The organism is Paraburkholderia sp. SG-MS1, from assembly GCF_012275575.1.
GTDB lineage: Bacteria > Pseudomonadota > Gammaproteobacteria > Burkholderiales > Burkholderiaceae > Paraburkholderia.
Genome location: NZ_NPIH01000119.1, coordinates 1 through 24113, shown reverse-complemented (window position 1 = coordinate 24113; position 24113 = coordinate 1). Strand labels below are relative to the sequence as shown.

23 protein-coding genes and 1 pseudogene are annotated in these 24113 nt (G+C 64.0%); 16 read left to right on the top strand and 8 right to left on the bottom strand.

From position 1 onward, the window contains the following. Positions 1–192, bottom strand: a pseudogene (locus CIC12_RS09040) (YceI family protein); the annotation flags it as partial. Positions 193–358: 166 nt separating this feature from the next. After that, complete coding sequence (locus CIC12_RS09035) at positions 359–916, bottom strand: cytochrome b (protein WP_168663785.1); 558 nt, start codon at positions 914–916, stop codon at positions 359–361. Between the two features lie 324 nt (positions 917–1240). Here CIC12_RS09035 and CIC12_RS09030 point away from each other — a divergent pair, with 324 nt between their 5' ends. Further along, a complete protein-coding gene (locus CIC12_RS09030) occupies positions 1241–2488 on the top strand; it encodes an SLC13 family permease (protein WP_168663784.1) in 1248 nt (415 codons plus the stop codon). Between the two features lie 79 nt (positions 2489–2567). Here the strand turns inward: CIC12_RS09030 and CIC12_RS09025 are convergent, their stop codons facing one another. The 3 genes from CIC12_RS09025 to CIC12_RS09015 form a co-directional block, all read right to left on the bottom strand. Then, positions 2568–2813 (bottom strand): hypothetical protein, encoded by a 246-nt coding sequence (locus CIC12_RS09025; RefSeq protein WP_168663783.1) that lies wholly within the window; start codon positions 2811–2813, stop codon positions 2568–2570. A 206-nt stretch (positions 2814–3019) separates the two neighbouring features. Then, positions 3020–3358: a hypothetical protein gene (locus CIC12_RS09020; protein WP_168663782.1), complete on the bottom strand. Its 339-nt coding sequence runs from the start codon at positions 3356–3358 to the stop codon at positions 3020–3022. Between the two features lie 215 nt (positions 3359–3573). Next, positions 3574–3741 carry a hypothetical protein gene (locus tag CIC12_RS09015; protein ID WP_238812469.1) on the bottom strand — a complete coding sequence of 56 codons (168 nt, stop codon included), beginning with the start codon at positions 3739–3741 and terminating at the stop codon, positions 3574–3576. 115 nt (positions 3742–3856) lie between these two features. On the opposite strand from CIC12_RS09015, the gene CIC12_RS09010 reads away from it, so the two are divergent. The 6 genes from CIC12_RS09010 to CIC12_RS08985 all read left to right on the top strand — a co-directional run bounded on the left by CIC12_RS09010 (position 3857) and on the right by CIC12_RS08985 (position 12406). Then, the gene (locus CIC12_RS09010) at positions 3857–4150 is read left to right on the top strand and encodes an EF-hand domain-containing protein (protein ID WP_168663780.1); all 294 of its coding nucleotides are present in this window, start codon (positions 3857–3859) and stop codon (positions 4148–4150) included. A 255-nt stretch (positions 4151–4405) separates the two neighbouring features. Beyond that, positions 4406–5977 carry an efflux transporter outer membrane subunit gene (locus CIC12_RS09005; protein WP_168663779.1) on the top strand — a complete coding sequence of 524 codons (1572 nt, stop codon included), beginning with the start codon at positions 4406–4408 and terminating at the stop codon, positions 5975–5977. Then, entirely contained in the window at positions 5967–7178 is a 1212-nt protein-coding gene (locus CIC12_RS09000; protein WP_238812467.1) for an efflux RND transporter periplasmic adaptor subunit, read from the top strand. Before CIC12_RS09005 ends, CIC12_RS09000 begins: the two co-directional genes overlap by 11 nt. Next, the gene (locus CIC12_RS08995; RefSeq protein ID WP_168663778.1) at positions 7175–10330 is read left to right on the top strand and encodes an efflux RND transporter permease subunit; all 3156 of its coding nucleotides are present in this window, start codon (positions 7175–7177) and stop codon (positions 10328–10330) included. Before CIC12_RS09000 ends, CIC12_RS08995 begins: the two co-directional genes overlap by 4 nt. 16 nt (positions 10331–10346) lie before the next feature. Further along, positions 10347–11057: a response regulator gene (locus tag CIC12_RS08990; protein ID WP_168663777.1), complete on the top strand. Its 711-nt coding sequence runs from the start codon at positions 10347–10349 to the stop codon at positions 11055–11057. After that, positions 11057–12406, top strand: coding sequence for an ATP-binding protein (locus CIC12_RS08985; RefSeq protein WP_168663776.1), 1350 nt, complete (start codon positions 11057–11059; stop codon positions 12404–12406). The genes CIC12_RS08990 and CIC12_RS08985 overlap by 1 nt, the downstream gene beginning before the upstream one ends. An 81-nt stretch (positions 12407–12487) precedes the next feature. Here CIC12_RS08985 and CIC12_RS08980 read toward each other — a convergent pair whose 3' ends face one another. Together CIC12_RS08980 and CIC12_RS08975 are read right to left on the bottom strand one after the other, a co-directional pair. Continuing rightward, positions 12488–12754: a hypothetical protein gene (locus CIC12_RS08980; protein ID WP_168663775.1), complete on the bottom strand. Its 267-nt coding sequence runs from the start codon at positions 12752–12754 to the stop codon at positions 12488–12490. Between the two features lie 717 nt (positions 12755–13471). Continuing rightward, the gene (locus CIC12_RS08975) at positions 13472–13660 is read right to left on the bottom strand and encodes a hypothetical protein (RefSeq protein WP_168663774.1); all 189 of its coding nucleotides are present in this window, start codon (positions 13658–13660) and stop codon (positions 13472–13474) included. A 283-nt stretch (positions 13661–13943) separates the two neighbouring features. On the opposite strand from CIC12_RS08975, the gene CIC12_RS08970 reads away from it, so the two are divergent. Both CIC12_RS08970 and CIC12_RS08965 read left to right on the top strand, forming a co-directional pair. Then, positions 13944–14771, top strand: a complete 828-nt coding sequence (locus tag CIC12_RS08970) for an AraC family transcriptional regulator (protein WP_168663773.1) — start codon at positions 13944–13946, stop codon at positions 14769–14771. A 77-nt stretch (positions 14772–14848) separates the two neighbouring features. After that, positions 14849–15274, top strand: coding sequence for a cupin domain-containing protein (locus CIC12_RS08965; protein WP_168663772.1), 426 nt, complete (start codon positions 14849–14851; stop codon positions 15272–15274). 28 nt (positions 15275–15302) lie between these two features. Here CIC12_RS08965 and CIC12_RS08960 read toward each other — a convergent pair whose 3' ends face one another. Next, positions 15303–16487 (bottom strand): serine hydrolase domain-containing protein, encoded by a 1185-nt coding sequence (locus tag CIC12_RS08960; protein WP_168663771.1) that lies wholly within the window; start codon positions 16485–16487, stop codon positions 15303–15305. A gap of 170 nt (positions 16488–16657) precedes the next feature. Here CIC12_RS08960 and CIC12_RS08955 point away from each other — a divergent pair, with 170 nt between their 5' ends. From CIC12_RS08955 to CIC12_RS08925, 7 genes are all read left to right on the top strand, one after another. Further along, the gene (locus tag CIC12_RS08955) at positions 16658–18934 is read left to right on the top strand and encodes an SdiA-regulated domain-containing protein (RefSeq protein ID WP_168663770.1); all 2277 of its coding nucleotides are present in this window, start codon (positions 16658–16660) and stop codon (positions 18932–18934) included. Positions 18935–19222: 288 nt separating this feature from the next. Continuing rightward, positions 19223–19555 carry an ArsR/SmtB family transcription factor gene (locus CIC12_RS08950; RefSeq protein WP_168663769.1) on the top strand — a complete coding sequence of 111 codons (333 nt, stop codon included), beginning with the start codon at positions 19223–19225 and terminating at the stop codon, positions 19553–19555. 74 nt (positions 19556–19629) lie between these two features. Further along, entirely contained in the window at positions 19630–20700 is a 1071-nt protein-coding gene (gene arsB, locus CIC12_RS08945) for an ACR3 family arsenite efflux transporter (RefSeq protein ID WP_168663768.1), read from the top strand. A gap of 12 nt (positions 20701–20712) precedes the next feature. Continuing rightward, positions 20713–21135, top strand: coding sequence for an arsenate reductase (glutaredoxin) (gene arsC, locus CIC12_RS08940; RefSeq protein ID WP_168663767.1), 423 nt, complete (start codon positions 20713–20715; stop codon positions 21133–21135). Next, complete coding sequence (gene arsH, locus CIC12_RS08935; RefSeq protein ID WP_168663766.1) at positions 21135–21899, top strand: arsenical resistance protein ArsH; 765 nt, start codon at positions 21135–21137, stop codon at positions 21897–21899. The genes arsC and arsH overlap by 1 nt, the downstream gene beginning before the upstream one ends. A gap of 705 nt (positions 21900–22604) precedes the next feature. Then, positions 22605–23714, top strand: a complete 1110-nt coding sequence (locus tag CIC12_RS08930; protein WP_168663765.1) for a sugar ABC transporter substrate-binding protein — start codon at positions 22605–22607, stop codon at positions 23712–23714. Then, positions 23714–24113, top strand: a 400-nt coding sequence (locus CIC12_RS08925) for an ABC transporter permease (RefSeq protein ID WP_168663764.1), incomplete at its 3' end; no start/stop codon positions are given. The genes CIC12_RS08930 and CIC12_RS08925, both read left to right, overlap by 1 nt.

Here is a 24113-nt window from a genome sequence, read left to right as displayed (position 1 = left end):
CTTCGCCGGATCGAAATTCAGTTGCGCGGAGAACTTCCTGAACTTGCCGTCGACCGGCACGTTCATCTGCTTCGTCGTGGCGATGACCGTGCTTTTGCTCAGATCGACGTCGGCGTGCGCGAGGCCCGCACCGAACAGCGAGAGTGAGGCGAGACCGGCGAGCGTCGCGCGGCGAACGGATTGAAGACGCATGGTATGGGAAGAGGTTGATTTCACGGTGGTACGCATCCTATCGAACCCGCGTGCATTGATTGCGCACCGCAGGGAATTAGATTGCCAATGAGCCGTAGCCAATCGCGGCTGCGCTGGCGCCGGTTGCCGCACGGCGTACGGGCACTCGGCGTAATCGCTGTAATCGTTACTTGAGGAACGGCATCATCCGGCCAAGCAGTCCGTCGCGATCGACGAACTGATGCTTGAGCGCGGCCAGCACGTGCATGACCACGAGCGTAAGCAGCGTGTCATTGAGCAGCACGTGGAGCGTGCGCAGTGTGGCCTTGAGCGCCTGATCCGGGCCGATGATCGTGGGCAGCGGCACGATGCCGAGATACACCACCTGGATGCCCGCCGCCGAGCTGTAGAAGTAGCCGGACAGCGGAATCGCCAGCATCAGCAGGTACAGCAGGCCATGCACCAGATGCGCGGCCGCCTTCTGCCACGCGGGCGTGGCGTGCTCAAGCGGCGGCGCACGGTGGCTCGCGCGCCACAGCACGCGCAACACGGCGAGCACGAACACTGTCACGCCGATCCGCTTATGCCACGAGAAGTACTTCAGCTTGGTGGGCGTGAAGCCGGGTATATCGGTCATGATCCAGCCGATATAGAAGCCGCAGACGATCAGCACCGCGATCAGCCAGTGCAGCGCTATCGCGCCGCCGTTGTAGCGTTCTTTATTACGGGAAGGACGTGATGGCATGTTTGTGCTCGTGGATGGCGAGGTCTTGCGTGGATGTCGCGTGTGAATGCGGATGGTAGGGAGGCCGATGAAAACTGAATAGGCGGGGGCGAGAGAACAGATTGTTGTCGTAGTGACGCTAATGTGATTGAAATACGCTCGCGCTGTGTTAATTTTCCGGCTGACTCGCCATGAGGAACGACCACCGATGCGATTGCATCGGGGCGGAGAAGCCAGCCGGACGAGCGCGCAGGCGCTGGCATACTTGCTGGCGCTGGCGCGCGTCTGGGGCGTCGGCACGACGCCACTGTGTTCGCTCACAACCCATCATCCAGGTCCTATGCCGTGAATTCCCTTTTCCTGTCTTGGGGTATCGCCGCCGTCGCTACGGCCGGCGTCATCACGCGGCCTTTCAAATGGCCCGAAGCCGTGTGGGCCGTCGCCGGCGCGCTCCTGCTGGTGTTGCTCGGGCTCCTGCCGGTGCACCTCGCGTTCGAGGCGATCGGCAAAGGCACCGACGTCTATCTGTTCCTGTTCGGCATGATGCTGCTGTCGGAGGTGGGTCGCCGCGAAGGTCTGTTCGACTGGGTCGCGGTGCTGGCGGTCAACCACGCGCAAGGTTCGCCGCGCAGGCTGTTCGTGCTGGTGTACCTGGTCGGCGTGGTGATCACCGCGTTTCTGTCGAACGACGCCACGGCGGTCGTGCTCACGCCGGCCGTGTTCGCCGCGGCCAAAAAAGCGAAGACGCCGCCGCTGCCCTTGCTGTTCGTCTGCGCGTTCGTCGCCAACGCGGCGAGCTTCGTGCTGCCGATTTCGAACCCGGCCAACATCGTGCTGTACGGCAATCACACGCCTGCGCTCGGCGCGTGGATGATGCGCTTCACGTTGCCGTCGGTGCTGTCGATCGTCGCGACTTACGTGATGTTGCGCTGGACCCAGCGCGAAGTGCTCGCGGGCCTCTGTGAGGCGAATCTCGAAGCCGTCGAACTGTCGTCGAGCGGACGCGTCGCGCTGGCCGGCATCGCGGTCACGGCGGGCGTGCTGCTGACGGTCTCCGCCTACGATGTCCCGCTCGGCATGCCCACTGCCATCCTCGGCGCGCTGACCGCGCTGGTCGTGCTGATCCTTGAGCGCAAGTCGCCGCTGCCGATGATCCGCGAGATCTCGTGGAGCGTGCTGCCGCTCGTTGCCGCGCTATTCGTGCTGGTCGAGATGCTCGATCACACCGGCATCATCACGGTGCTGGCCACGACGCTGCGGCGCGCGACCGAACACAATGAACTGGCGACGGCGGGTTGGGCCGGCGCGATCATCGCGTTCGGCAGCAACCTGATGAACAATCTGCCGGCCGGACTGATCGCCAGTTCGACGGTGTTGCAGGCGCAAAGCCCGGAGCGGGTGATCGACGCGCTGCTGATCGGCGTCGATCTCGGCCCGAACCTGTCGATCACCGGGTCGCTCGCGACGATCCTCTGGCTCAACGCGATTCGCCGCGAAGGCGAGGACGTGAGCTTTATCAAGTTTCTGAAGGTCGGCGTGCTCGTGATGGTGCCCGCGCTCGTGCTGGCGCTCGGCGCGCGGCTTCTCTTCTGACCGGCTGACCGGCTGACCGACAGAGCGGCCAGACGGCTTGGGTCGAGCCTTGCGGACGGGTCGCTCTGCGACGCGGGCTTCACCGCTGCGTCGCGATCGAATCCCGCTGCCGCTGCGCGCGGGTCGTTTCCTCGGCCGCGCTCAGCGAGCGCAGCGTCGCTTCGAGCCGCGCGACGCGCTCCCGTTGCGCGGGCATCATCGACTCGCGGTGCAGCGCGCGTAGACGCTGATGCCAGTACGACAGCGGAAAGCGGTCGCGCGTCGAAATCAACCCGAAGACGACTTCGAGGTGCGCAATTTCCTTGTCGATATCTTGATGTCCCATCTGATGTTTCCGAAAGAATGCCGCTGTGGCCGACGCTGACACGAAGCGCTCAGCAAGCGCCATTCCTGCGGCGAACGGCGCGCGCCGACGGCTTCATCCTCAATGCAACGATGTGTCGGCGGGTTGGCGCACAGCCTCTTTCTTGCGGACAGCGGCGATCTTTTGCAGTAATCGGTACACCGGATCACCCCACACCGGGCGCGCGCTCAGCGCGGCATCATCACGACCGGTTGCGCGTAGCTGACGGCGGGAGCGGGCGCGACCGCATAGGTGGTGGGTGGGGGCACGACGACCGTGGTGTACATCGGCGCCGGCTTGAGCGGCGGCACCGCGACGGCCGCCGCGAAGGGCACCGCCCCGGGCGCGGCAACCGGAGGCGCCGTCACATACATCGGACTGACCGGCACCGCGTAATAGACCGCCCGCGGTGGAGGGGCGTAGACCACGGCCGCGGGCATAGACACGACGACCCTCGCAAATGCCGTCGACGAACAGGCAAGACCGAAAGCGGTAAAAGTAGAGGCGCAGACGAGACGAATAGTCACTTGGTACTCCTGAGGCGTTGAGCCGCGCGTCTTCCGACGAAGCGGCGGCTCGACCGGTCCGGATTCGCGTGGAAGCTCGGCCGTTCCGTGGGGGGCGCTTGTGGCGCGACGGGTGCCGGCGGCGCATGGGGTGCTTGCTCATGCCTGCTGCGCCGGCAGACGAAAGATACGCAACGCGCGCGCAAAGCGGCACGACAAACTCATTTCATTCGATGTCACGACGAGCCCGCCTGCGATGCGGTGCGCAGCGTCGTATTCGTCTGGATGAAGCACGTGCCGTGCGTCGCGGGCAGCCCGAGCGAAGGGCCGCGCAAGGGCCGCGTGAAAGGCCTGCGCAAAGGCCCGCCCAGACGCTCCCGAAAGTCCATGACATCACTCGACATGATTCCGCCATTGCCAGCCGGCAGCGCATCCCCAAGAATCCGGCCTGTCATCGAAACGGATCGCGGCATCGGCAGGCGACGCAAGATGGCTCAACCTCGGTCGAAGGAGTCAGTCATGAAAAAGTTACTCGCCGCGATGCTGCTGTGCTGCGCTACTACCGTCACGTTCGCGCAGAGCGCCACGCCGCAGGGCGCCAACCCGCAGCGTATGGAGCGCATGGCGCAGCAGTTGCAAACGCGCTTTGCAGACGCCAACACCACGCACGACGGCAAGCTCACCCGGGCGCAAGCCGAAGCGGGCATGCCGAGGGTCGCGCAGCATTTCGACGAAATCGACACGCAGAAGGCGGGCTACATCACGTTGCCGCAAATCGCGGCATTCATGCAGGAACGCGGGGCAGCGCACTGAGCCGCGCGGGCATCGGCGGGATCGTAGAGGGTGGCGCAGTGCAGCGTGCGGAGCGGCCTTGGCCGCCTGGCCGCCTGATCCGCTTGGGCCGCTTGGGCCGTTAGCGTGCGAAGTCCGCGGCAGGCGCGTCACGCCGCTAACGTGGCGCCGCCCTTTGCCGGTGGTCTGTTCCGCTTCGTCTTGCGCCCTGCCGCGCGCGCCGCGCGCCATGCTCTCGAACCATCAGCCGCACCTTGAAGCCTGCGAAAACGCGCGATGAAACCTGCCACGTCCCGCCGCCTGCGCATCGTCAGCGCGTCGTTGATCGTCTCGCTCAGTGTGGCGCTGACCGGTTGCATGACAGTCGGCCCGGATTTCAACCGGCCTGACGTCACGCTCGAAGACCAGTGGCTGGAAAGTTTGCCGGGCAGCGCATCGACTGCGCCCGCCGCGCAGGCGGCCTGGTGGACCGCGTTCAACGACCCCGTGCTCACCGCGCTCGAACAGCGTGCCTACGAACGCAACCTGACGCTGCAAGTGGCCGGCTTGCACATCTTCAAGGCGCGCGCGCAGCTCGCGATCAGCGAGCAGAATCTGCTGCCACAGTCGGGCAGCATCTCGTTGGGTGCGAGCCATATCGACACGAGCGGCGTCGGGCCGATTCCGCCAGCGCATCTGTGGGCCGAGCATCTCCATGTGAATGCCGGCTGGGAGATCGATTTCTGGGGCAAATATCGCCGGCAGATCGAATCGGACCGGGCGCAGTTGCGCGTATCGGAAGCTGCGTACGACAACGCGCTGGTGTCGCTGCTCGGCGATGTCGCCAATGCCTACATCGATCTGCGTGCGCTCGAACAGCGCATCGCGGTCGCGCGGGAGAATCTGAAGTCGGTGCAGCAGAGCCTCGCGCTGTCCCAGGCGCGCTATAAGCGCGGCGCGTCGAGCCAGCTCGATGTCGAGCAGGCCGCCACGCTGGTGGCCGAAACCGAGGCGCAAATTCCGCCGCTCATCAAGGCGCGCGCGCAGGATCGCGACGCGCTGGCGGTACTGCTCGCCGATCCGCCCAGCGCGGTCGACGCGCAACTCAAGGGCAGCGCGTCAATCCCGGTGCCGCCGACGCAGATCGACGTCGGCATTCCTGCCGATCTGCTGCGGCGCCGGCCCGACGTGCGGCAGGCCGCGCTCAACGCGGCCGCGCAATCGGCGCTAATCGGCGCGGCGAAGGCGAAGCTGTACCCGTCGCTATCGTTGACCGGGCTGTTCGGACTGACGTCGGGCGAACAGCACGGTATCGGTCTCACGCAATGGGGTAGCAAGACGATCGGCCTCTTTTCCGCGGGCATCACGTTGCCGATTCTCGACCGCAATCAGTTGCAAAACGCGGTGCGAATTCAGGACGCGTCGTTTCAGGAGGCCGTGTTCGACTATCAGAACACGGTGCTGCAGGCGCAGAAAGAAGTGGAAGACGCGATCTCGGGGCTGCGCACCACGCTCGATGCGCTGGCCGCGTCCGCGCGTGCAGCCGATGCATCGCAACGGGCGTTGAAGCTGGCGAATGCGCAGTATCGCTCGGGTTCGGTCACGTACGACACGGTGCTCGACGCGTCGCGTTCGGCATTGCGCGACGGCGATTCGCTCGCGCAGAACCAGGGGCTCGCCGCGCTCGCGGCGGTGTCGCTGTACCGGGCGCTTGGCGGCGGATGGGAGGTCGCGCAGGGGCAGCAGGTGGTCAGCGAACAGGTTGCCGAACAGATGGCGCGGCGCACGAATTGGGGACGGCTCTTGAATCCGCCCGCGAATTCGCCGCTCGCGCGCGCGAGTGGAGGGCAGCCAGAGAATGGGAAATAAGAACATGGTGAATGACGTGATTGAGCATGAGGGCGTGGTGGAGCGGTGTGGCGGGCCAACGGTTGAAACGGGACGTGACACGCGTTGCGAAGCGGACGCACGGCCCAACACGATACCCAACGCGGCACTCGCAACGAGGCTCACCGCCGCACTCTGCCTCGCACTCGCGACGACCCTCGCCGCCTGCCGCGACGGCAATGCACCGGCCTCCCAAACCGCGTTGCCGCAAGTCACCGTGACCCGGCCGCTCGCCCGCGAGGTGCGCGACCAGATCGATCTGAACGGCACGGTCGCGCCGTCCGCCACGGTCACGCTGGTCGCGCGCGTGCAAGGCACGCTGAAGGAAATCGGCTTCACTGACGGCGCTTACGTGAAGCAGGGGCAACTGCTGTTTCGCATCGAGCCGGATACGTATCGCGCGCAACTCGTGTACGACCAGGCCGCGCTCGACAACGCCGAACAGGAATTGGCGCGCCAGAAGCAGCTCACGTCCGACAACGCGACCTCCGAGTCCACCTTGCAGAAAGCGCAGACCACACGCGACCAGGCCGTAGCCAAGCGCGACATGTCGCGCATCAATCTCGGCTATACGGAAATACGCGCGCCGTTCGCGGGCCGCATTGGCGCACGCGCGTTCGACGTCGGCAACGTGGTCGGCGCGTCGGACTCCGCGAAGCTCGCCACGCTCGATCGCATCCAGCCGGTCTATGTGAATTTCTCGCTGAACGAGCGCGACGCGAACCGCATTGGCCTCTTCACGCGGCCGCCGCGCACGGTGCGCGTCAACGTGCTCGGCGCGCCCGCCGCGCAGGGCGAGAACGCCGTGCTCGAATTCGTCGACACGCGGGTGGATTCCGACAGCGGTACGCTCAGGCTGCGCGCCGACATCGCAAACCCGGACGCGCATCTGATTCCGGGCATGTCGGTCGAGGTGCATATTCCCGCGGGCGCGCCGCACGACGTGCTGCTGGTGCCCGACACCGCGTTGCTGCGCGAACAGGCGGGCGCGTTCGTGCTGGTCGTCAATGGCGCGGGCGTGATCGAGCGGCGCGCGGTGACGACTGGCGGCCTGTTCGGCGCACAGCGCGCGATTACGGCGGGCCTCGACGCCGACGACAGGGTCGTGACCGGCGGCGCGCTGGCGGTGTCGCCCGGCGTCAAGGTGCAGGTGATCGCCGCCGCCGCGCAGGGACGCTCATGATCCGCTTCTTTGTCGAGCGGCCGGTCTTCGCCAATGTGATCGCGTTGATCGTGATGTTGCTGGGCGCGGTCGCGCTCATCAATCTGCCGATTGCGCAATATCCGCCGATCACGCCGCCCACCGTGCAAGTGGTCGCGCGCTTCCCCGGCGCGAGCGCCGCGACGCTGATCAACCGCGTGGCGCTGCCGATCGAATCGCAGGTCAATGGCGTGGAAAATGCGCTGTACATGCAGTCGACCAGCACCAATGACGGCACCTATACGCTCACGGTCACGTTTGCCGTGGGCACCGATGTCGACAAGGCCCAGGTGCTGGTGCAAAACCGCGTGCAGGCCGCTACCGCGCAATTGCCGCAAGCAGTGCAGCAGCAGGGCGTGACCGTGCGCAAACGCTCGACCGCGATCCTGCAGCTCTACACGCTCGAATCGCCCGACCCACGCTACGACTCGCTGTTTCTCAGCAACTACGCGGTAATCAATCTGCGCGACACGCTCGCGCGTTTGCCCGGCGTCGGTGACGTGACCGTGTTCGGCACCGGCCAGTACAGCATGCGCGTGTGGCTCGACCCGCGCAAGCTGAGCCAGCGCAATCTGAGCGCCGCCGACGTGATGCAGGCGATCCAGAGCCAGAGCCGGGACGTGAGCGCGGGCCAGCTCGGTTCCGAGCCGAACGCTGGCGGCGCGGCATTCCAGCTCACGGTGACGATGCAGGGCGCGCTGTCCACGCCGGCCGAGTTCGACAACATCATCATCAAGGCCGATCCGGATGACGGCGGCCGTTTCGTGCGGATTCGCGACGTCGGGCACAGCGAACTCGGCTCGTCCAGCTACGGGCAGTTCTTCAATCTCGACGGCCGGCCCGCGGCGGGCATCGCCATTTATCAGTTACCCGAAGCAAATGCGCTGGAGGTCGGCAACGCAGTGAAGGCGACCATGGCGCGTCTTGCAAAGAACATGCCGCAGGGCATCAGCTACCAGCTGCCGTTCGACACGACCACCTTCGTGCGGCAATCGGTGGTGGACGTATACAAGACGCTGTTCGAAGCGGCCTTGCTGGTGCTCGCGGTGATCCTGCTGTTTCTGCAGAACTGGCGCGCGATGCTGGTGCCCGCCACGACGATTCCGGTGACGATCATCGGCACATTCGGCGCGATCTACCTGCTCGGCTTCTCGATCAATCTGCTGACGCTGTTCGCGATCGTGCTGGCGATCGGCATCGTGGTCGACGACGCGATCGTGGTGGTCGAAGGCATCACGCAGCACATCGAGCAGGGCAAGACGCCGAAGCAGGCCGCGATCGACGCGATGCACGAACTGCTCGGGCCGATCGTCGGCATCACCCTGGTGCTGATCTCGGTGTTCCTGCCGTCGGCGTTTTTGGGCGGCGTCACCGGTCAGATGTACCGGCAGTTCGCGCTGGTGGTGGTGGCGACCACCGTGATCAGCGCGATCAATGCGGTCACGCTCAAGCCGGTGCAAAGCGTGCGTTGGCTGCGGCACGCGCGGCCCGGCAAGCCGAACGTGGTCTATCGCGTGTTCGACGAGGGCTATGCGCGCGTCGAAGGCGTCTATGTGCGCCTGGTGTCGTGGTTCGTGCGGCGCTGCGGCCTCGCGCTCGTGATTGCGCTGGTGCTCGGCGCGGCGTCCGTGTTCCTGCTCACGCGTGTGCCGACCAGTTTCATTCCGCTCGAAGATCAGGGCTATGTGCTGATCGCCGCGCAACTGGCCGACGCGGCCTCGCTCGAGCGCACCCGCGAGGCGAGCAGGCAGATCGAAATGCGGATCGGCGCCATTCCGGGCGTGAACCACGTGGTGTCCATCGGCGGCATCTCGCCACTCGACAACAACGCGTCGCTGCCGAATGCCGCGCTGATCTACGTGACGCTCGACGACTGGAGCAAGCGCGGCAAAGGCGAGGACCTGCGCTCGCTGTATTTGCGCATGAATAACGAACTGGCGACGCTGCCCGACGTCCGCTCGGTGGTGATCGTGCCGCCGCCGATCCAGGGCCTCGGCAACAGCGGCGGCGTGCAACTGCAGGTGTTCCTCACCGACGGCACGCAGAACTATCGGCGCCTGCAGGAAGTCACCGACGCGCTGATCGCGAGCGTCGCGAAGCGCCCTGAATTGCAGCGCGTGTTCAGCCCGTTCCGCGCGGCGGCGCCGACCGTCGAGCTGACGCTGGACCGGGCCAAGGCCGAGTCGCTGCAAGTCCCGGTGGGCAACGTGTTCGATCTGTTGCAGGACTATGTCGGGTCGAGCTACGTGAATCAGTTCACCGCGTTCAATCACACGTTTCCCGTGTTCGTGCAGGCGGACGGCGCATTGCGCCGTCAGACCGACGACATCCGCCGTCTGCAGATTCGCAGCAACAGCGGCCATATGGTCGAACTGGGCACCTTCATCGACGCGCGCCCGAGCGTCGGCCCGGCCGTCGCGACGCTTTACAACCTCGCGCCGTCCGCGGCGATCAACGGCAATCCAGCGGCCGGTTTCAGCACCGGCGACGCGATCGCCGCGTTTGAACAGGAAGCCGCGCGCATCCTGCCGGCCGGCGTCGGCTATGAATGGACCGCGATGTCGTATCAGGAGAAGCTGGTCGGTCATTCGGCGTACTGGGTATTCGCCGTGGGCGTGCTGCTGGTGTTCTGCGTGCTCGCCGCGCAATACGAAAGCTGGCTGCTGCCGGTGGCCGTGGTGCTCGCGGTGCCGCTCGCCTTGCTCGGCACGGCCGGCACGCTCGCGTTGCTCGGCGCCGCCAACAACCTGTATACGCAGATCGGTCTCGTGCTGCTGATCGCGCTGTCGGCGAAGAACGCGATTCTGATCGTCGAATTCGCGCGGCATCTGCGCGCACGCGGCGTGGGCATCGCCGAGGCGGCGGTGGAAGCGGCGCGGCTGCGCTTCAGGCCGATCATGATGACCTCGTTCGCCTTCATTCTCGGCGTGGTGCCGCTCGTGATCGCGACCGGCGCCAGCGCGAGCGCGCGCCGGTCGCTGGGAATTGCGGTATTTTCTGGCATGCTCGCGTCGACCTGCATCGCCGTGCTGTTCATTCCGTCGTTCTACGTGTTGCTGCAGCGTCTTTCCGAACGGCAAGCGGCGAGGCGGACGTCATCCGGGATGTCCCCCGACACGCCGCCGGACGCTTAAACCGAGGAGCTTTCATATGGATCGCCCCGCCAAAATCATCGTGCTCGACGACGAAATCGAATTGCGCAACATGCTGCAGCGGTTTTTGCGCGGCCACGGCTTCGACGTGCGCGTCGCCGAGGACGGCAAGCGGCTGGACCGTTATCTGGAGCGCGAGCCGTTCGATCTGCTGGTGCTCGATCTGATGATCGGCGAGGAAGACGGCCTGCAAATCTGCGCGCGTTTGCGCGAGCAGGGCCAGACTTTGCCGATCCTGATGCTGACCGCGAAGGGCGATCCGCTCGACCGCGTGGTGGGCCTCGAAACCGGCGCCGACGATTACCTCGCCAAACCGTTCCTGCCGCGCGAACTGGTGGCGCGCATCAACGCCTTGCTGCGCCGCCAGAAGATCGCGTCGGGCGAGGTCACCGTGACGTCGCAATGCGTGCGCTTCGGCGACTTCACGCTCGATGTCGGCAAGCAGGAATTGTCGCGCGCGGGCGCGCTACTGGAAATTCACTCGGCGCAGATGCTGCTGCTGGTCGCGCTCGCCTCGTCGCCGAACCGGCCGGTGAGCCGCGACAACCTGCTGGCGCGCGCGCGGGGCCGCGACCACGATGCGCTCGATCGCAGCATCGACGTGCAGGTGCTGCGCTTGCGGCAGATCGTCGAGGACGATCCGTCGAAGCCGCGTTTCATCAAGACCGTATGGGGTGTCGGCTACATGCTGGCAGCGGACGTCGAGTGATGGCGCGCTCGCTGCTGCGAAGGATGCTGCCGCGCACGCTGCTCGCACGCAATATCGCGCTGCTGATCGTGCTCGTGATGCTGAGTCAGGTGTGCGCGCTCGGCGTGCTGCTGCATTACGTCCAGCGGCCTCGCGTGGAGCGCGCGGCGACCGTGTTCGCCACCTACGTGAGCACGCTCGACGACCTGCTGGCCGCCACCCCGCCCGCCCCGCGCGCCGCGCTGACCGCGCGTCTGGACGCGCGCACCGAACCGCCACCCGAATCCGCCGAAGCACCGCCGCGCAGTCTCGTGCGCGCGTATCGCACGTATCAGCGCAGCGTGTTTCTCGACAGCCTGCGCGCGCATTTGCCGGCCGACATGCCGGCGCGCTGGCAGACCGAAGGCGGGCAGCGCCTGTGGATTCGCATGCACGCACCCGCCGACGCGCCGCAAACGCCGTACTGGATCGCGTTGCCAATTCCCGAGGACGCGCAGGGCAATGGCCTCGAAGCGGCGATTTTCCTGTCGCTCGGTCTAGGTGTCCTGGCCGCGCTGGCCGGCTACGCGATCCAGTTGCACCTGAACGAACCGCTTCAGGAATTGACACGCGCCGCGCGCCGCGTGAGCGCCGGCGAAATGCCCGCGCCATTGCCAACCGATGGTCCCACCGAAATCGCGGCGGTGAGCGGCGCGTTCAATCAGATGACCCAGGCGTTGCAGGAAGCCGAAGCGACGCGCGCGTTGATGCTCGCGGGCATCTCGCACGACATCCGCACGCCGCTTACCAAGCTGCGTCTTTCGATGGCGATGGCGATGCCGCACGGCAGCGACAGCAGCTTCGTGGTGGCCGCCGAATCGTATCTGGACCAGATCGAAACGATCCTGCAGCAGTTCATGGACTACGCGGGCAGCGGCGAACGCGAGGCGCCGCAACCCGGCGATCTGAATACGTTGATCGAACGGCTCGCGGGCGATTTCGCAGGGCTCGGGCACGAGTTCGAGCTATCGCTCGCGAAGCTGCCGGCGCTCGCGTACCGGCCGATCAGCATGATGCGGCTGTTGATGAACCTGATGCAGAACGCGATCGTGTACGGCGGCAGCGGTCTTGCGGTGCGCACGTGGGCCACCGCCGAAACGGTGACGGTCGCGGTCGGCGACCGGGGCAAGGGCCTCTCGGCGCAGGAACTGGAGCAACTGAAGGCGCCGTTTCAGCGCGGCCGCAATGCGCGCGCGCATAGCGGCGGCACCGGGCTGGGGTTGTCGATCGTCGAGCGGATTGCGCGGCTGCATGGCGGTGGCTTGCAGTTTCATTCGCGCGAGGGCGGGGGGCTGGAGGTTTGGGTAGTGCTGCCGGTGGCGTCCGTTTGACGGCGGCGTGCGGCACGCGACGCGATTGACCGGCGCGTCGCCGTCGCGGCTGCCGTCAGCGCGTTTGCCGGTTCGCGCCGCTCAGCCGCGATCCAGCCACGCATCCAGTCCGACCCGAAACGCCACACCCGCGATGACCGGCACGGTCATCATCAGGATGATGCCGAAATTGGGAATCTGGTCGCCGTACATGATCGTGCTGTACAGCACCACGGTGGCCACGATCGCGAACACCGCCACGCCGACCGCGATCATCAGCAGATTGCGCGTGGTGATGGACATCGTCTTGCGCCTGGCCTTGCCCGGCGTGGTGGGGGCGGTGGGCGTTTCGTCGTGTGGGGCAGGCATGATGGTTCTCGTGACTAGGAAATGCTGCATAAGGAGCGGCGGCGCCCGCCGCTCCGATGAGGGCTCGCCCGGCATCATACCCGCCCCAGATGCCGCTCAGGCGGATCACGCCGCGCCGACCAGCCATCCCGCGGCGACGATCGCCAGCACGAGCGCGGCAATCGCGCCGAACCGGTAGTCGCGTTGATGCAGGAACACCCCTAGCATCAATATAAGCCGCATTATCGGCAACAGCGCAGCGCGGTGTCCATCGCGGGAATCTTCAGCACGCCGCTGCCGATGATGTCCGGGCGTCAAGCCCGGTTGTCAAGGCGTCTCAACGAAGCGCGGTTTTTCCGTCCAATCCAGCTCTTCGAGGATTGTCGACTCGCGGCGATCCGCACGATGCCGCGCACTTCTTCCGGCAGATCCGTCATCTCCACTTCAAGCTGCTGAATGTCGCGACGAACGTATTCGCGTGACGGAGCAGCACTTCGGCGGCGCGCGTAGGTTCAAGCCGTGTTGGACGCCGCTCGAACAGGCGCAGGTTGAGCATTGCTTGGAGTTCCGACATGCTGCTAACGTTGTTGTCCTGCAGGCGCATGGTCTACGAGGCGAGCAGCGGCCAAAACATAAGGGCCGGCAAGCCAGCCCTTATGGCAATCTTCTACCTGGATTCGTATCCGTACTTTCCACCGGCGCAGTGTCGCAGTGTCGCAGTGTGTCAAAGCTCGATAGTTATCCCGGCAACTTCATCGATACGTGGACGGGCGGGTCGGGTGTATCCACGCCCATCCCGGCAATCACACGATAGAGTTCGACGAGTGCTTTTTCCTTTTCCACATCGTGCCCGCCAACAACACGCGCCATAGCGCAACGGGAGAGATCTTCCTCCTGATGCAGGTCGACAATAGTGAGTGTGTTCATTTCGATTCACCTTTAAAGTAGTTGGGTAACCCGATGTGGGCTTGAGTTGAGCGGTGGCAATGTCCGCTCGCTAAACGACTACTCACGATCTGTGCCAAACCTGCGTCGCGCACGCGGGCACGCGTAACATACTGTTTGAGTTGAATATTTGACTGCGCCTCTTGTGCGGCAGCGCTTCGGGCAATGCGGCATGTGGGCTCGACTCCAACACGTCACGATCTCTTGTTGGTTATTGAAAAACAAGGGGCCCGCAACACGTCAGGCCATCCAGGGTCATCCATTCATGAGCCGACAAACACCGGTTTTCCGCCTCGACTGGGTAAAGCATGCCGAGCCGATCGAAGGCGTCGAGCGAATCGAAGCCTGGTTTCACGGCCGGGCATATGCCATGCACCGCCACGACACCTATGCGATTGGCCGCACACTCGCCGGCGTGCAGCGTTTCAGCTATCGACGCAGCCAGCGAAACAGCCTGCCCGGCAACACGCTCGTGCTGCATCCCGATGAGCCTCATGATGGCCAGGCGGGCACCGCCGAAGGGTTTCAATACCGGATGATCTACATCGAGCCCGCCATCTTTCAGGAGGTGCTCGGCGGACGTGCGCTGCCGTTTCTCGAAGGCGGCGTGACGACCGATCCGCGCCTTGCGGCGGCAACCGCGACGCTACTGCAACACGTCGGCTATACGCTCGAGCCCCTCGAGCAGAGCGATGCGCTCGCCGAAGCGGCGCGCGCGCTTGCCGCCGCTGCCGGCGTGCCCGCACGGCGCTCGAAGGGCGACTTCCTCGCGGCGCGCCGCGCCCGCGACTATCTGCACGTGAACTGCGCGCGCGTCGTCACGCTCGACGAACTCGAAGCGGCGACGGGCCGCGATCGCTGGAGCCTGTCACACGACTTTCGCATGTTCTACGGTACAAGCCCATACCGTTATCTGACGATGCGGCGCCTCGATGCGGTACGCCGCATGCTGCTCGCCGGCACCTCGCTCGCTCATGCCGCCGCGAGCGCCGGCTTTGCCGATCAAAGCCACATGACGCGACACTTCTCGAAGACATTCGGGCTGACGCCGGGGCGCTGGCTCCTGGTCGCGGGCGGCATCCAGCGCGGCTGAAAACGCCCACGATCGTTCAATACGGCCGCAAGGAGCATGCGTATTCTCAACGCCTCAACCTTTGAACGGAGAGAACGATGTCTCAATCCTCGAACAACCGCACCGCGCCCGTCGACCGTGGGCAGTGCCGGACCATCGATCTGAGCGGCAAGATCGCGCAGATCGACGGTCACTGGCAACCGCGCGTCGTCGCTGAAATGAACGACTATCAGTTCAAGGTCGTGAAGGTCGAAGGCGAGTTTCAGTGGCACCGGCATGCCGATACCGACGAAACGTTCATGGTCCTCGAAGGCGAGTTGCGTATCGATTTCCGGACGGGGCCCTCGGGCGACGGTTCGATCGTTTTGCGCGCCGGGCAGATGGCGGTGGTGCCGAAGGGCGTCGAGCACAAGCCGAGTGCAAACTCGGAAGTCAAGCTGCTGCTGATCGAGCCGCGAGGCGTGGTGAACACCGGCGACGGCGCGACGAGCGAGCGTACCGTCGAGAACGACCAATGGATTTAACGCGGCCTTCGACGGTAGCGGCACGTCGTCACGTCCTGATGCCGTAAACGGCGTCGCGCAGAGCGATTGTGTATTGGCCGTTCATACCTTCGTAAAGCGTGTTCGACAGCGACACGACAGTCAGCCCGCGCGCGCGGTCGACGAACCACGAGTGACCGTAGACACCGCCCCAGCGCCACGTGCCAGCTGACTCCGGCGACGCCGCCGCGCGTGGATCGCGCAGCACCGAAAAGCCGATCCCGAAGCCAACCCCGGGCCGATCCGGCAAATCGAGGTTGCCAGTCTGCACGCGGCCCATCTCGTCCACGAGGGCGGCAGGCAGCAACGCGCCGCCGCCCGCGCGCAGCGTGTCGAGCACCTCCAGCACGTCGCTCGCGCGGCCTACCATCCCCGCACCGCCCGACGCAAAAGCGTGCGCATCGAGCGCGCGCGCCGGCGAGTACGTGACACCGACAATTCCTTCGACGGCACGTGCGGTCTCGTTCTCGGCGAGCCGGTGCGGCCGCGGCGTATCGTTCACGTACGGTGTCGCGAGCCGCGCGGGATCGAGCGCAACGAACGCCGTGTCGCGAACGCCCAGCGGACGCAGCACGAGTGCATCGACAGCCTCGGCGAGGGGCATCCCGCAGACAGCTTCGATCAGCGCGCCGGTCACATCGAGCGCGACTGAATAGGTCCAGCTCGTCCCCGGTGCATACAGCAGCGGCGCGCTCGCGATCCGGCGTACGTTTTCGCCGAGCGTGATCGCCGCGCCGTCGAGTCCGTCCGACACCCCCGCCCGTGCATAGGGGCCGTTCGCGTCGGTTTCCGCGAAGCGGTAGCCAAGGCCCGCCGTGTGCGTAAGCAGCTGCCGCACTGTGATCGACGGTACGCGGCCGTCGGGAAGGGCCGGGCGGAAATCGGGCAGCCAGCGGGTGACATCATCGTCGAGCGACAGTTTGCGTTGCGCCACGAGCACCATGGCGGCCGTCGAGACGATCGGCTTCGTCACCGACGCGAGCCTGAATAGTGTGTCCTCGCGCATCGGTGCGCGTGATTCCCGGTCGGCGAATCCAGCTGCGCGGTGATAGACGAGCTGTCCGTCGCGCGCGATCAGCACGACCGCGCCGACGAGACGTTGTGCGTCGAGCGCGCGGGACAGCACCGCATCGACGCGCTCGGCGAGCGCGGCGTCGGCACAAGGCTGCGATGACGCTGCTGGGGTAGTGGGCATAGACGGCTCCGTCGTGATCGGTCCAGCCGACATAGTAGGAGAGACCTGGTCGGGATCACCCTTTACCCGTGCGCCGACAAGGGCTACATGCAACAAATCCATCATGAAGATGCAACACAAGCCCGCTATGGTCGCGAATTCTCAATAACCTTTCAATTTATTACCGTACCGTGAAAAAAGAACTCTTAATTTCTGCGATTCTCGCAGCCGGTCTTAGTGCATGTGGCGGGGGCGGGGGCGACAATGGCAGCAGCACTGCCGGCAACAATAACGGCAATAACGGCAACAGCGGCACTGGTGTGCCCGTCGTAGATAGCAAAATTCCTGCGCTCGCATTCAGCGATCCGCAGAGCACCTATGATCTGAACAGCTACACGCAGACGGCTATGTTTCCTCTGCAGTACGCTACGTCCGGCACCAATCTGTTGAACGCAGAGGCGTCCGGCGTAACCTATGACAAGGATACCGACTCGCTGTATGTCGTCGGCGACGGGGCGACCGCGGTCGTGCAGGTTGCAAAGAGCGATGGTCACGTGATCGATTCCATGACGCTCAATGCCGGCGATTTCGAGGACACCGAAGGCATCACCTATGTCGGTGGCGGCAAGTTCGTATTGGTGGAAGAGCGTCTGCGTCAGGTCGATCTGTTCACTTACGTGCCGGGTGGAATATTGCGCCGAGCAGACGTTCAGTCCGTCAAACTGGGTACGACGGTGGCCAACGTCGGTATCGAGGGCGTGACTTTCGATACCAGAACAGGCGGCTACATTGCTGTGCGCCAGTCGCAGCCCACCAGCATCTTCCAGGCCGCGATCAACTTTGCAGGCAGGTCGGCGACGGCATCGGACGGCACGGCCATCCTGCCATCGACAGATAATCCGCCGGCGCTCTTCGACGCGGCGAGGACAGGCCTTTCCGCATTCAATGACGTTTTCTCGTTGTCGAATATCGCACCGGCCAAGGCTCCGGATTACGACGACGTCATCATCATCGGCGCGCCGGATGGCAAGATCGTCAAGATGGATCGTACCGGTAATCTGCTGAGCAGCTTGTATATGAGTGCCACTGCCCAGAACGAGGGTGTGACGATGGACTCGGACGGCACCCTTTACGCGGTCGGTGAACAGGCTGCGGGGCCGAGCCTGCCGGGTCTGACTGTCTTCAGGCCAACCACCAGCACCAGCAATGTCGGCATTGGCAGCAACCTGTACCTCACGTTCGATCAATCAGTGAAGGCAGGTGCGGGCAATATCGTTCTCACCAACGGCGCCGACGATACGCGTTCGATTCCTGTGAGCGACGCATCGCAAGTGTCGTTTAGCGGCAATGTGGTGAAGATCCATCCGAAGTTCTACATGGTTGCCGGCACCACCTACCACATCACGTACCCAACGGGGGCGATCAAGACGGCAGCGGGAGGCGATACCGCCGCTGTGTCCGACCTCTCGACATTCTCGTTCAAGGCGGTGGGTACCGTTGACCACGCAGCGCCAACATTGACCAGCACGGCGCCGGTCGATGGCGCGACAGGCATCACCGGCAACCACATGACATTGTCGTTCGACGAAGTCGTGCAGGCGGGCACGGGTAACATCGTTATCAGCAACGGCTCTGATACGCGCAATGTGTCCGTTGACGACACGACCCAGGTGAAATTCAACGGCACTCGGGTGAGCATCACCTTGACGACACCGTTGCAGGAGAGTTCTCGCTACACCGTAAAACTGGCCAGCGGCGTTATCACTGACCTGTACGGCAACGCCTATGCGGGCACGACGCAGAGCTTCACGACTGCAGCGGCAGGTGCTCCGGCGCCGACCGTGCTGGTCTCGGAGGTGAACTCGAACGCTGATGGCGGCCAGGATTTCTTTGAAATCTATAACTACGGCAGCACGGCAATCGATCTGACCGGCTGGAAGTGGGGCGACAGTCATGCCGACGTCAACGATGCCAACAATAGCGCGGCATTCGTGGCCGGTACGATGCTTGCACCGGGTGAACATCTGGTCGTTGTCCCCGGTGTGCCCGGAACGGATGAAAATACGTTCCGTACAACCTGGGGCCTTGCTGGCACGGTGCCGGTCGTGGCGATGTTGAATGTCAATAACGATGCAGCGAATCCGATCGGTTTGGGTAAAGGCGATGCGGTGATCGTGTATGACGCGAACGGCAATGTCGCGGCTGCAATGAACTACGGCGCATCGCTCGGCGCAATGCAGGGAGACGGCACGACGAAGGCAATTCCGACGGCCTCGGGTGCGGATGCGAGCCTCGTTGCCGCCGGAAATCATGCCGGTGCCGTCTTTGTCGGTGGCAATGCGAAGGTGTCGGCAGTGTGGGATACCGTTTCGGCAACGGCGCCAAACTATGTCGAGGCAGTGGTGGGCGTGCACGGCGCCATAGGCGAGCCGCTTAAACCTGCGTCAATTGGATCGCCTGGACAGTAATTTTTTGCCGCTTTGCGGCACGCGTAGGGAGAAGAGCCGTCCGACCATGTCGGGCGGTTTTTTCATGGTCTGTACGCGTTAGTTCGTGGTGGGCTCAAGTCTTCTGACGCGGGGAATTCTCGATCATGCCGTCGTTTCTACGTCATGCACTACATGGCGCGCATGGTCTACGAGTCTGCAGCGAATCGACTACCCGGACCGTGCCGTTGCCTAAGCGCCAGCGATCCGCGCCCGCCGTCATTTCAATATTCGTTGAAATATAAAAGCGAATGGGCTATCGTAGCGTTCATGGATTCGAATCTCGTTGTACGCGCGCTGAGCGCGCTCGCCCATGAATCGCGGCTGGCGATTTTCCGTCTGCTGGTCGTCGCCGGTCCGGATGGGATGGCTGCTGGCGAGATCGCGCAGCAGGTCGGGCTGTCCCCATCGAGCTTGTCGTTCCACCTGAAGGATCTGTCGCACGCGGACCTGGTGAAGTCGCGTCAGGATGGACGATTCGTGATCTACACAGCCAACTTCGATGCGATGACAGGGCTGATTGCTTTCCTGACGGAGAACTGCTGCGACGGCGCGACGTGTGCCGCGAGCAACCTCGCCGATTGCAGCGGAACTATCCGATGAAGTAGATGCTCTGCCACTCAACAGTTGAGAACCTTGGCGAACATTCGCCGCTATGAGATCCGCAGAGGAATGCGATGAGCAGCACTGAGACGGCCCGCGGCGGCACACGGGCGGTGATGGGTTTTTTTGAGCGCTACCTGACGCTTTGGGTGGCACTCTGCATCGTGGGCGGCATCCTGCTCGGGCAGACGCTTCCCCGGCTCTTTCAGGCGATCAGTCGCATGGAAGTGGCGCAGGTCAATCTCCCTGTCGGCCTGCTGATCTGGGTAATGATCATCCCGATGCTGATCAAGATCGACTTTGCCGCCATGAGCGAGGTCAAGCGCCAGTGGCGCGGCATTGGTGTCACGCTGTTCGTGAACTGGTTCGTCAAACCGTTTTCGATGGCCTTGCTCGGCTGGATCTTCATCCGGCATATTTTCGCGCCGTGGCTTCCAGCCGATCAACTGGACAGCTATATCGCCGGCCTGATCCTGCTGGCCGCCGCCCCCTGCACGGCGATGGTGTTCGTCTGGTCGCAACTCTGCAAAGGCGATCCGTACTTCACGCTGTCCCAAGTCGCACTGAACGACTCCATCATGATCGTCGCTTTCGCGCCGCTCGTCGCGCTGCTGCTCGGCCTGTCGGCTATCACCGTGCCGTGGGACACGTTGATTATCTCGGTGGGCCTGTACATCGTCATTCCGGTCGTGCTCGCGCAACTGTTGCGGCGAATGCTGATGGCGAAGGGTGACGCACATTTTCACAGCGTGGTCTCACGGCTCGGCGCTTATTCGATCAGTGCGCTGCTCGCGACGCTCGTGCTGCTCTTTGCCTTTCAGGGACAGGCGATTGTCGGGGAGCCCCTCGTCATCGTCATGCTCGCGGTACCGATCCTGATTCAGGTGTTCTTCAATTCCGGCCTCGCGTACCTGTTGAATCGCAGGCTCGGTGTCGCGCATTGTGTTGCGGGGCCATCCAGTCTGATCGGTGCGAGCAATTTTTTCGAACTCGCGGTCGCTACCGCAATCAGCCTGTTCGGCTTCCATTCAGGCGCAGCGCTGGCCACGGTGGTCGGCGTGCTGATCGAAGTGCCGGTGATGCTGTTCGTGGTCGGAGTCGTCAACCGCTCGCAGCACTGGTACGAAGCCAAAACACAGCGTTAGAGGACAAAGGATATGAGCGTCACGATCTATCACAACCCGGATTGCGGCACGTCGCGCAACACGTTGGCCTTGATCCGCAATGCCGGTATCGAGCCGGAGGTGATCGAATACCTCAAAACGCCGCCGCAGCGGGACACGCTACAGGATTTGATCGCCCGTGCCGGTCTCACGGTCCGCGCCGCGCTGCGTGAAAGGGGCACTCCGTACACCGACCTCGGCCTGGGCGATCCCTCCCTGCGCGATGAGCAGTTGCTTGACGCCATGGTGCAGTACCCGATCCTCATCAACCGCCCGTTCGTTGTCACGCCGCTTGGCGTGCGTCTGTGCCGGCCCTCCGAGGTCGTGCTCGATATCCTGCCCGCCCGGCAGAAGGGCGCGTTCACGAAGGAGGACGGCGAGCAGATCGTCGATAGTGAAGGAAGGAGGATGCTCTAATGACGCAGGACATTCCCAACGTCAGCGCCGCGCACCTCGACATACCGGATTTGCAGAAGCTCGAACCCCGTGCAGTGTCTTCACACGCTCCGCGGATTCTGCTGCTCTATGGCTCCTTGCGCCCTACGTCGTACAGCCGGCTTCTCACGCTCGAAGCCGAACGCATCCTGCGCCGTTTCGGCGCGGACACACGCGTCTTCGATCCGCACGGCTTGCCGCTCGTGGATAGCGTGCGGGCCGATCATCCGAAGGTCGTCGAACTGCGCAAACTCTCGGAATGGTCGGAGGGGCACGTATGGTGCAGCCCGGAGCGTCACGGAACGTTGACGGCAGTATTCAAGAACCAGATCGATTGGCTACCGCTCGAAAGCGGCGGCGTTCGGCCCACGCAAGGTCGCACGCTCGCGGTGATGCAGGTGTGCGGTGGATCGCAGTCGTTCAACGCTGTGAACGCGCTACGCATTCTCGGCCGGTGGATGCGGATGGTGACCATCCCGAACCAGTCTTCGGTGGCGAAAGCGTACCAGGAGTTCGACGACAGCGGCCGGATGAAACCGTCGGCCTATTACGATCGCGTGCTCGACGTCATGGAAGAACTGTACAAGTTCACGCTGTTGGTGCGAGACCGTTCGGACTACCTGACCGACCGCTACAGCGAGCGGAAAGAGGCTCATCCGGAACTCGCCACGACGCTCGCGGCCGCCGCCATGAATCAGGAAACGGCGGGCGCCAATGCGGACACTGACGACAGCGAAACGGAGTAGCGGCGCGGCCACCTGGCCGTGCCTCTCGGCAAGGTGGGGAGCAAGGTCCCATTGGAATGTTGCACGGTGCCGTCCATGCGCCGGGTAACATAAGGTATTACCCTTGGGTCCGAGACACCCGGGCCGGCCACATATGCAATCAGCGTCAGTCTGACGGAGCCTGTCGCTTCGGTCGTCAAATCCGAGATCACTCTGCGCTGGGCAGAAACAGATGCAGCGCCCCGTTGCCTAAGCAGTCCTCCCACACCCATCCGTTTGCCGGGCTTCCGGTACTTGCACGGCCAGCCCGGTTTCTTGAACCCCCGCTGAATGGGTTTTTGCCGGGCGCGAGGCGCGGTGATAAACATTTCGAAATCCTTGCTGCAGCCGACAGTGCAGCGTCGGCGAAGCAATCTTTGCCCGGCTGATGCTTCGACCTACGACGCCCCTATCGGCTTTGTCGATTTCCTGGGCGGTGGTCCGTTAGCGGGCCATCCCAATAGTCGGACTAGTTAGGGGTATACATGGATTAGGAGGGACAACCGCGCTGCACTACCATTTTTTCGGTACCGCACGGCGCGTATCGAGCGCTTTCGAATCGGGGTTGCACATTTCCACGCCTCAGTCCCGCCCTGCCCGGCGCACTCCCGGTGCCGTCCAGCATCTGCACGCGATCGACTCAACGTCGAGCGCATCAACGAACGAAGAAGAGAACCGGAGGACGACATGGCACAGCAACGGGATGACGACGAGGAACAACGCCGTAATGGTTTCAGCGCGGCGCGCCGCGGGCTCATGCAGGGCACGGGATTAGGCGCGGCGCTTTCGCTGATGGGCGCGCTAGGCGGCTCGGGCGGGCTGGTCGGCACCGCGCACGCGGCGGAGGCGGCATTCCCGGCCCACAAGAAGTGGAAGATCGTGTTCGTCAATCACGTCACCACGAACCCGTTCTTCGTCCCCACGCAGTACGGCATTCAGGACGCGTGCTCGCTGCTCGGCATGGATTATCAGTGGACCGGCTCGGCCACGTCGGACGCGGGCGAGATGGTCCGCGCCGTGAACTCGGCCATTGCCGGAAAGGCCGACGCCATCGCCGTGCCGATCGTCGATCCGGGCGCCTTCGACAAGCCGATCCAGGCCGCGCTCGACGCCGGCATTCCGGTGTTCGCCTACAACGCCGACGCGCCGCGCGGCAAGAAGAACCCGCGCCTCGCTTATATCGGCCAGGACCTGTATCTCTCCGGCTACCAGATGGGCGAGCGCATCGTGAGCCTCATCGACAGCGGCCTGGTCGCGCTTTTCATCGCGACGCCGGGGCAGCTCAATATCCAGCCGCGCCTCGACGGTGCGAGCGACGCCATCAAGAAGTCCGGCAAGAAGATCGACATCCAGACCGTGGCGACGGGCGCCACCGTGAACGAGGAGCTTTCGAAAATCAAGTCGTTCTATCTGGGCCACCAGGACCTGAAAGGCATGTTCGCCGTCGATGCGGGCAGCACGCAGGGCGTCGCGCAGGTGATGAAGGAATCGAACCTTCCCTCGAAGGGCGTGCACGGTGGTGGCTTCGACCTGCTGCCGACCACGATCCAGCTCATCCACGAAGGCTTCCTCGACTTCACCATCGATCAGCAACCCTACGTGCAGGGTTTCTACACGGTGATGGAAGCGTTCGTGTTCCTCTCCTCGGGCGGTCTGGTCGGGCCGGCCGACATCAACACCGGCTTGAAATTCGTGACGAAGGCGACCGTCGAGCCCTACCTGAATACCTCGACGCGCTATGAAGGCAAGACCACCAAGCCGCAAATCGTCCCGATGAGCGGCGCAATCAAGTCGTGATGAATACAGTGAAGGAAACCAGCAAGATCGAAGCGGCCCGTGCGTCCCGGCGCGCGGGGGTTTCATTCGCGTCACACTGGTCGGCCGAGCTGCGCATTCTGCTCGTGGCCGTGCTGCTGGCCGCCTACTTTGAATTCGCTAATCACGATTTTCTGCTCACCAACGCGAGCCTCGTCAACCTGTCGCAATTCATCGCGCCGGTGGCGATCATCGCGTTCGGCGAAATCATGTTGATGATCGGCGGCGACATCGATCTGTCGGCGGGTATGGTGTTCGCATTCGCGCCGTTCATGATGGTGTTTGCCAACGACGCTGGCGCACCCATGTGGCTCGCCGTGATCGCGGGGCTCGTGGGCGCGGCGATCGTCGGCTTCGTCAACGGCGCCGTGACGGTATGGC

What these genes read in the sequence shown, in the direction of transcription:
- CIC12_RS09035 (WP_168663785.1), bottom strand. Translation starts at nt 916, where the DNA reads ATGCCATCACGTCCTTCCCGTAATAAAGAACGCTACAACGGCGGCGCG.
- CIC12_RS09025 (WP_168663783.1), bottom strand. Translation starts at nt 2,813, where the DNA reads ATGGGACATCAAGATATCGACAAGGAAATTGCGCACCTCGAAGTCGTC.
- CIC12_RS09015 (WP_238812469.1), bottom strand. Translation starts at nt 3,741, where the DNA reads ATGTCGAGTGATGTCATGGACTTTCGGGAGCGTCTGGGCGGGCCTTTG.
- CIC12_RS09010 (WP_168663780.1), top strand. Translation starts at nt 3,857, where the DNA reads ATGAAAAAGTTACTCGCCGCGATGCTGCTGTGCTGCGCTACTACCGTC.
- CIC12_RS09005 (WP_168663779.1), top strand. Translation starts at nt 4,406, where the DNA reads ATGAAACCTGCCACGTCCCGCCGCCTGCGCATCGTCAGCGCGTCGTTG.
- CIC12_RS09000 (WP_238812467.1), top strand. Translation starts at nt 5,967, where the DNA reads ATGGGAAATAAGAACATGGTGAATGACGTGATTGAGCATGAGGGCGTG.
- CIC12_RS08995 (WP_168663778.1), top strand. Translation starts at nt 7,175, where the DNA reads ATGATCCGCTTCTTTGTCGAGCGGCCGGTCTTCGCCAATGTGATCGCG.
- CIC12_RS08990 (WP_168663777.1), top strand. Translation starts at nt 10,347, where the DNA reads ATGGATCGCCCCGCCAAAATCATCGTGCTCGACGACGAAATCGAATTG.
- CIC12_RS08985 (WP_168663776.1), top strand. Translation starts at nt 11,057, where the DNA reads ATGGCGCGCTCGCTGCTGCGAAGGATGCTGCCGCGCACGCTGCTCGCA.
- CIC12_RS08980 (WP_168663775.1), bottom strand. Translation starts at nt 12,754, where the DNA reads ATGCCTGCCCCACACGACGAAACGCCCACCGCCCCCACCACGCCGGGC.
- CIC12_RS08975 (WP_168663774.1), bottom strand. Translation starts at nt 13,660, where the DNA reads ATGAACACACTCACTATTGTCGACCTGCATCAGGAGGAAGATCTCTCC.
- CIC12_RS08970 (WP_168663773.1), top strand. Translation starts at nt 13,944, where the DNA reads ATGAGCCGACAAACACCGGTTTTCCGCCTCGACTGGGTAAAGCATGCC.
- CIC12_RS08965 (WP_168663772.1), top strand. Translation starts at nt 14,849, where the DNA reads ATGTCTCAATCCTCGAACAACCGCACCGCGCCCGTCGACCGTGGGCAG.
- CIC12_RS08960 (WP_168663771.1), bottom strand. Translation starts at nt 16,487, where the DNA reads ATGCCCACTACCCCAGCAGCGTCATCGCAGCCTTGTGCCGACGCCGCG.
- CIC12_RS08950 (WP_168663769.1), top strand. Translation starts at nt 19,223, where the DNA reads ATGGATTCGAATCTCGTTGTACGCGCGCTGAGCGCGCTCGCCCATGAA.
- arsB (WP_168663768.1), top strand. Translation starts at nt 19,630, where the DNA reads ATGAGCAGCACTGAGACGGCCCGCGGCGGCACACGGGCGGTGATGGGT.
- arsC (WP_168663767.1), top strand. Translation starts at nt 20,713, where the DNA reads ATGAGCGTCACGATCTATCACAACCCGGATTGCGGCACGTCGCGCAAC.
- arsH (WP_168663766.1), top strand. Translation starts at nt 21,135, where the DNA reads ATGACGCAGGACATTCCCAACGTCAGCGCCGCGCACCTCGACATACCG.
- CIC12_RS08930 (WP_168663765.1), top strand. Translation starts at nt 22,605, where the DNA reads ATGGCACAGCAACGGGATGACGACGAGGAACAACGCCGTAATGGTTTC.